This is a genomic window from Streptomyces sp. GC420 (genome assembly GCF_009916105.1).
GTDB lineage: Bacteria > Actinomycetota > Actinomycetes > Streptomycetales > Streptomycetaceae > Streptomyces.
Genome location: NZ_JAAAXQ010000390.1, coordinates 1 through 6,991, shown reverse-complemented (window position 1 = coordinate 6,991; position 6,991 = coordinate 1). Strand labels below are relative to the sequence as shown.

Annotated in this window: 6 protein-coding genes and 1 pseudogene; 2 read left to right on the top strand and 5 right to left on the bottom strand. The window is 72.4% G+C overall.

The window, feature by feature from the left end; translation table 11 throughout:
- Positions 1-743: pseudogene (locus tag GUY61_RS39375) on the top strand (serine/threonine protein kinase); the annotation flags it as partial.
- Between the two features lie 167 nt (positions 744-910).
- On the opposite strand, the gene GUY61_RS32000 reads toward GUY61_RS39375, so the two are convergent.
- Positions 911-1,351, bottom strand: coding sequence for a PaaI family thioesterase (locus tag GUY61_RS32000; protein ID WP_166633811.1), 441 nt, complete (start codon positions 1,349-1,351; stop codon positions 911-913).
- A gap of 28 nt (positions 1,352-1,379) precedes the next feature.
- Complete coding sequence (locus GUY61_RS31995) at positions 1,380-2,039, bottom strand: MFS transporter (RefSeq protein ID WP_166633809.1); 660 nt, start codon at positions 2,037-2,039, stop codon at positions 1,380-1,382.
- Positions 2,040-2,252: 213 nt separating this feature from the next.
- Between GUY61_RS31995 and GUY61_RS31990 the strand changes: the two genes are divergently transcribed.
- Positions 2,253-2,753 (top strand): helix-turn-helix domain-containing protein, encoded by a 501-nt coding sequence (locus GUY61_RS31990; RefSeq protein WP_166633807.1) that lies wholly within the window; start codon positions 2,253-2,255, stop codon positions 2,751-2,753.
- 19 nt (positions 2,754-2,772) lie between these two features.
- Here GUY61_RS31990 and GUY61_RS31985 read toward each other — a convergent pair whose 3' ends face one another.
- The 3 genes from GUY61_RS31985 to GUY61_RS31975 form a co-directional block, all read right to left on the bottom strand.
- Positions 2,773-3,999, bottom strand: coding sequence for an MFS transporter (locus tag GUY61_RS31985; RefSeq protein ID WP_313896969.1), 1,227 nt, complete (start codon positions 3,997-3,999; stop codon positions 2,773-2,775).
- Between the two features lie 31 nt (positions 4,000-4,030).
- Positions 4,031-5,407, bottom strand: a complete 1,377-nt coding sequence (locus GUY61_RS31980) for an FAD-dependent oxidoreductase (RefSeq protein WP_166633803.1) — start codon at positions 5,405-5,407, stop codon at positions 4,031-4,033.
- 190 nt (positions 5,408-5,597) lie between these two features.
- On the bottom strand, positions 5,598-6,991 hold a 1,394-nt coding region (locus tag GUY61_RS31975), incomplete at its 5' end, for a SpoIIE family protein phosphatase (RefSeq protein ID WP_166633801.1).

Genomic DNA, 6,991 nt, shown 5'->3' with positions numbered 1-6,991 from the left:
TCCCCAACCAGCCGGCCCCAGCCCCGTACCAGACCGTGGTCGCCGGGAAGTCGGGTCCCGGCACCGGCCGGCCGGCACGCAGGATCGCCGTGCTGTCTTCCGCTGCCGCGACGGTGCTGGCGGGCGTGCTTGTGTGGGCGCTGCTGCCGGGAGCCGAGGAGGGCGGCGCGTCGTCGTCACAAGGTGGAAAGAGCCCTCGCACGGCGACCACCACGTCCGGCCCCACGTCCGGCTCCACGCCTGACGCCACGCCGAGGCCCGCATCCGGGGAGGATCAGTCGGAGAACCTCGACCTGCTGACCCCGGACGGCATCCGCACCGCGATCAGGGCCATCAAGGAGCAGACGGGACGTGACCGGTTCGGCGACTTCTCCGTCTATCCCGAGCACGTCTCCGCCTACGTCATGGTCGAAGGAAGCCAGACGAAATACGACACCTACACCTACCGTGCCGGCCAGGGCGTGGAAGAAGGGATCATCAAAGGCACCCTGGCCGGAGGCGATCAGCCCCTGACCCTGGACGGATTCGACTGGGACGCCGTCCCCTCCCTGCTCGCCGAGGCGGAGAAGAAACTCAAGGTCGACAATCCCACCACCCGTTATCTGCTCGTACGGCAGCCGGACACGACTTTCAACACTCCCGCGGGGATGGCCGTCTATCTCAGCGACGAGTACGGCGCGGGCGGCTACCTCGAAGCCACTCCCAAGGGCAAGGTCACCAGGGTCGTCCCCGCCGGCGGGTGAACGAGGCAGGCCGGGTACCCGGCCGGATCATGGGGCGGCCCGCCCTGACCGCTCGCGTAGGGACGGGCCGCACATCCACCGTACGCACGACCGGCCCGCGGCCGCCATGCGGACGGCGGTCCCCAGCCGGGCCGTCCCCGCGCAGCGTCGCTGCCCGCACGGGGTCCTCAGCGAGCGGGCAGTACTTGGTTGAACAGCCTCACCTGGCCCCTGGCGATGAGCCTGCCGTTCCCGTCGCTGATCTCGGCCACCCAGAGTTGCAGGCTCTTGCCCTGCTGGACGGCAGTCGCCACAACGTCGAGGCGGCCGGCCGCATGCGGCCGCAGGAAGTCGGTCTGGTTGCTCACGCCGACGGCGAATCCGCCTTCGGACTCCACCGCGTGGGACGCGCCCACGCTGGCGACGCTTTCGATGACCGTGGCATACAGGCCTCCGTGCGTGATTCCCCACGGTGTGTGGTGCCGCTCGGAGACCTCGAGGTGAGCCCGCACCTCCCGGGTGGACACCGTGTCGATGTGCAGGCCGACAGCCCGCAGGAACTCCCCCGCGTGCGCCGGGTCGAGGTCGGCCGCGGGCTTCGCGGAGAGACGTTCAGAGGCTTCGGGCATCGTGACTCCTTGTCGGGTGTCTGGAGGATCAGGCGTGGGCGGGGCGGTTTCGGATGAGGACAACGGCTGCCGCGGCTGCCGTGAGAGTGCCCACGGCCGTGATGAGGGCAGCCAGGTGCAGGGAGGCGGTGAATGCCTCGCCGATGGCCGCCGCAACGGTTTCCCGCAGACCGGCGGGGGCGGTGGAAGCCGGTGCCCCGTTGCTGACGGCGCGCGTCACCCGGTCGGCAACCGCGGGTGGCGTGCCGTGCTCGGCCAGTTCGGACGGCAGCCGTGAGGTGAGCCCGCTGGTGAGGATGGTGACCGTGATACTCGCTCCGAGCGGCCCGGCCACCTGGCGGAACAGGTTGACCGTGCCACTCGCCATGCCGCCGTCGGCGTGCGGCACGCTGATGACGGCAACCGCGGTGCTCGAAGGGAGAATCAGTCCGGCCCCGCACAGCATCATCAGGATGGCGAGTACCGCGGAGGTGGCAGCCGGACTCTGAGTGATCATGAGCAGCGCCCCGGCCGCCGCAAACAGAGAACCGGTGCCCAGGGTCGCCTTGACACCGAAACGGCGCACGGCCCGAGCGGCCGCGTAGCTGACCACGACGTACGAGAGCATCAGCGGCAGCAGGAGAAGACCGGCGCCGAGGATCGACTCGTGCCGGACGCGTTCCAGGTACAGCACCTGGGCGAACGCCACGCCTACGAAGCCGAACTGCCCGACCGATCCGGCGCTCCGCCGCCCGGCGGGGCGCCGGGACGTTCCCGCCCGTCCGGACGGCGGTCGCCGCATCGGTGTGGCTCACCATGAGCAGTCCTTTCCCGATAGCTGAGTCCGAATCTCGAACCCAGCGCATGGCGGGTCACCCTAGCAGGCTGAGTTCCCCAAAAGAACCCAGCTAGAATCGGGAGCATGGAATACCTCGACCAGGACGTCTCCAACTGCTCCATCGGCCGGGCCGTCGGACTCGTCGGGCAGCCGTGGGCGCTGCTGATCCTCCGCGAGGCCGTCCGCGGCGTTCGGCGGTTCAGTGACCTCCAGGAACACCTGGGTGTCTCCCGCTCGGTCCTGAGCGAGCGCCTCGAAGACCTGGTGGCACACGGCCTGCTGGAGCTGCGGTCGTACCAGGAACCCGGCCGGCGCCGGCGCGGCGAGTACGTTCTGACCGAGAAGGGCCGCGATCTCTATCCGGTGCTCAGCGCCCTGCGGCAGTGGGGCGACAAGTACCTCGCCGATCCCGAGGGGCCGGCCGTACTGGCCACGCATCACGCATGCGGAGCACCCGTGCATGTGACGTTGATGTGCGAGAAGGGCCACCCGATCGCCTCGGACCAGGAAGTCGAGCGCCGGCCGGGCCCCAGCGCACGGCCCCGGACCGCCGAGCCGAAGGTGCGGCGCTCCCCAGGGCGGTGACGACGCCTGCGGTTCCTGGTCAGCGCGTGGTATCGGCCGGCGTCGGCACGGCCCGGCCGCGACGGCGCGGACCGGTGGCCGCGGCCAGCAGCGCGGCCGCGACGGAGACGCACGCGAGCAGCATGAACAGCGCTGGGTATCCGCCGAGAGCCCCGGCCAGGGCAGTGCCCAGGAACGGCGACATCGCTGCCGCGACGGTGGCGGGCGCGAGGAGCAGCGCGGAGAGGCGGCCGTAATGGGTCGCTCCCCACCGGTCGGTGACGGCGGTGGCCTGGAGAAGGGTGAGGTTGCCGCGGACCGTGCCCGCCACCACGGCGATGGCCATGACCAGGATGACGGGCCCGGAGACCAGGGCGAGGGCCGCCGTGGTGGCGGCGCCTCCCGCGAGCAGGGCCACGGTGCGGGTGGTGACACCCGTACGGCGGGCGAGCGCGGCGTACAGGGTGCGGCCCAGGGTCTGCCCCGCACCGCCGAGGCCGAGCACCCAGGCGGCGGCGGTGGTGGACGCACCGCGTCCGGTCAGCAGCGGGACGAGGGAGAAGACGACGGCGTACATCGCGAAACCGGACAGCGTGAACGCGGCGGCGAGCAGGATGAAGGGACGGCCGCGGGCCGCCGATGCCGATGTGGCCGCGGCCGTGTGCGCGGGTGCCGGCGGGGCCGGCGGCCAGGGCGCGCGCAGGGCCAGGGCATGGGCCGGGATCGTGACGGCGGCCAGAAGGACGGCGAGGATCGCGTACGTGCCGCGCCAGCCGAAATGCTCTGCGAGCAGGGCTGTCAGGGGGGCGAAGACGGTGGAGGCGAGACCGCCCGCCAGGGTGACGACGGTCAGGGCGCGGACGCGGCCCTCGCCCCACCAGCGGGTGACGGCGGCGAAGGCGGGCTGGTAGAAGATAGCGGCCATCGCGAGCCCGGCCGGCATCCAGCCGGCGAAGAAGACCGGCAGGTTCGGTGCGCCGGCCATGATCAGCAGGCTGAGGGCACCGAGGGCGGATCCCGCGGTCATGACAATGCGCGGTCCGTGCCGGTCGAGGATCCGCCCCACGCGGATGCCCGCGAGGGCGGAGATGACCAGCGCCATGGAGAACGCCGCGGTGGTGGCGCCCGCGGACCATCCTGTCTGGGCGGTGATCCGGGGGTTCAGAACCGGGAAGGCGTAGTACACGATGCCCCAGCTCACGATCTGGGTGGCGCACAGGGCGGGGAGAACGGCCCGCGGCCGCGCCCCGGCGGGGGACGCGGCCACGGGGGCACGCGACGGGGACCGGGCCACGTTCTCAGCAGCCGCCGGAGGCGGCGGCGGGCGCGCCGATGCCGATCTGGAGGGTGGCGGGGGTGGAGCAGCAGCCGCCGCCGGCCCCGGCCTCCGTGGTGCCGGGCTCGTCGAAGAGGCCGGCTCCGCCGCAGACTCCGGTCTCGGGGAGGGTGAGCTCGACGCGTTCCGCCGCCTCCCGGTCGCCGGCGAGGGCGGCGGCGACGGAGCGCACCTGCTCGTACCCGGTCATGGCGAGGAAGGTCGGGGCGCGTCCGTAGGACTTCATGCCCACCAGGTAGACGTCCTGCTCGGGGTGGGAGAGCTCCTTGGCCCCGTGGGGGTAGACGGTGCCGCAGGAGTGCACGTTCGGGTCGATCAGCGGTGCGAGGGCGACGGGCGCCTGGAGGCGCTCGTCGAGGCCGATGCGGAGTTCGCCGAGGAACGACAGGTCGGGGCGGAAGCCGGTCAGCACGATCACCTCGTCGACCGGGTCGAGGCGCCTGCCGTCCTCGGCGACGAGGATCAGCCGCCCGTCGCCGTCCCGCTCGACCGCCTCGGTGCGGAAGCCGGTGACGGCGTCGGCGTGGCCGTCGTCGACGGCGGCCTTGGCGGCCAGGCCCAGGGCCCCGCGGGCGGGGAGCTGGTCGGCCTCGCCGCCGCCGAAGGTGGAGCCGGAGATGCCGCGGCGCAGGATCCACACCGCGTGCGTACCGGCGCCGTCCTCGGCCTTGGCCAGGTCGGCGAGGTACGCCAGCGCGGTGAAGGCGGAGGCCCCGGAGCCGATGACGGCGGTGCGCCTGCCGGCGTAGCGGGCGCGCACGGACGGGTCGGCCAGGTCCGGGACGCGGTAGACGACGCGGTCGGCGGCGGCTCGCTCGCCGAGGGCGGGCAGTCCGCTGCCGCCGGCGGGGCTGGGGATGTTCCAGGTGCCGGAGGCGTCGACGACCGCCCGGGCGAAGACGCGCTCCTCGTGGCCGTCGGCGGTGGCGATGTGGACGACGAAGCGCTGGGCGTCGCGGTCGGCGTCGACGATGCGGTCCCGGCCGGTGCGGGAGACGCCGGTGACGGTGGCGCCGTAGCGGACGTGGTCGCCGAGCGCGTCCGCGAGGGGCTGCAGATAGAGGTCGGCCCAGTCGCCGCCGGACGGGTAGGCCGTCGGGTCGGGGCGGACCCAGCCGGTGGGGGCCAGGAGCTTCTCGGCGGCCGGGTCGACGATCTCGCCCCAGGTGGAGAAGAGCCGCACGTGGGACCAGTCCCGTACCGCGCCGGCGGCCACCGGGCCCGATTCCAGGACCAGAGGCGTCAGCTGCCGCTGGAGCAGGTGGGCGGCGGCGGCCAGGCCGACGGGGCCGGCTCCGATGACGACGACGGGCAGGTCGTGAGTGGCGGGCGCGGTCACGGGGACTCTCCTCGGTTTCGATGCTTGTCGATGTACTGGGCATCAGCATGCCTCTCAAATAGACGTACGTCAACATAGAGATTCATCGAAATAGCTCCCTCGTCACAGATGCCGTTGCGCCGGGGACGGACCTACCGGTCCTCAGCCGCAGGACCCCGCCCGCTGCCGCTGTTCCGCGGAGGACGGGGAGTCACGGAGCGGGCTCGTCCCACGCGCCGAGGAAGAGGTCGGCGAGGGGTTCTCCACCGCCGGGCTCGCCGTCGTGGAGGGGCTGCTCCGTCCAGATGACCTTGCCGCCCCGCGTGTAGCGGGTGCCCCAGCGCTGGGACAGGTGGGCGACGAGGAACAGCCCGCGCCCGCCCTCGTCGGTGGTCGCCGCGCGGCGCAGTCGGGGTGAGGTGCTGCTGCCGTCCGACACCTCGCAGATGAGGCTGCGGTCGCGCAGCAGCCGTACGCGCACGGGTGGCGAGGCGTAACGGATGGCGTTGGTCATCAGCTCGCTGAGGATCAGTTCCGTGGTGTAGCCGATGCTCTCCAGCCCCCATTCCCGCAGCCACCTGCCGCACTGGACGCGTACCGAAGCGACGGCGGCCGGGTCCAGGGGAACCTCCCAGTCGGCGATCCGCCCCGGATCCAGCAGGCGGGTGCGCGCCACCAGCAGGGCGATGTCGTCCCCGGCCCGGTCGGGACGCACGGTGCCGATCACCGATTCGCAGACGGCGTCGGGCTCGCTGTCCGGCGCGGCGGCCAGGGAGGTACGGAGCAACTCCAGTCCGGTGTCGATGTCCCGGTGCCGGTCCTTCACCAGGCCGTCTGTGTAGAGCACCAGACGGGAGCCTTCGGGCAGGCGCAGTTCGGTGGTTTCGAAGGGCAGGGTCCCGCCCAGTCCCAGTGGCGGGGAGACGGGCACGTCGGGGCAGTCGACCGTGCCGTCGGGGTGCACCAGTGCGGGGCCGGGGTGCCCGGCACGGGCCAGGCTGCACGTCCCGTCGGACGGGTCGTAGACGGCGTACAGGCAGGTGGCCCCCGTGACTCCGTCGCCGTCGGCTTCTTCGTCCTCGTCGATGCGGGTGACGAGTTCGTCCACGTGCCCGAGGAGTTCTCCGGGCGGAAGGTCGAGGGCGGAGAAGTTCTGTACGGCGGTACGCAGGCGGCCCATGGTGGCGGCGGCGCGCACACCGTGGCCGACGACATCGCCGACCACGAGCGCGACACGGGCGCCCGGCAGCGGGATGACGTCGAACCAGTCGCCGCCCGCACCCGATTGCGCGGGCAGATAGCGCCACGCCACGTCCAGGGCGTCCTGCTCGGGCACGCCACGGGGCAGCAGGCTGCGCTGCAGGGTGACGGCCATGGTGTGCTCGCGCGTGAACCGGCGGGCGTTGTCCATGGAGACCGCCGCCCGCGCGGCCAGCTCCTCGGCGAAGGACAGGTCTTCCTCGTCGAACGGCTCGGCCCGCTCCGCCCGCCAGTAGTTCACCATTCCGAGGATCACACCGCGTGCCTGCAGAGGAACCGTGATCAGCGAGTGGATGCCGTACGCCAGGGCCTCACCGGCGCCTTCCGGATCTCCCGCCCGCCATC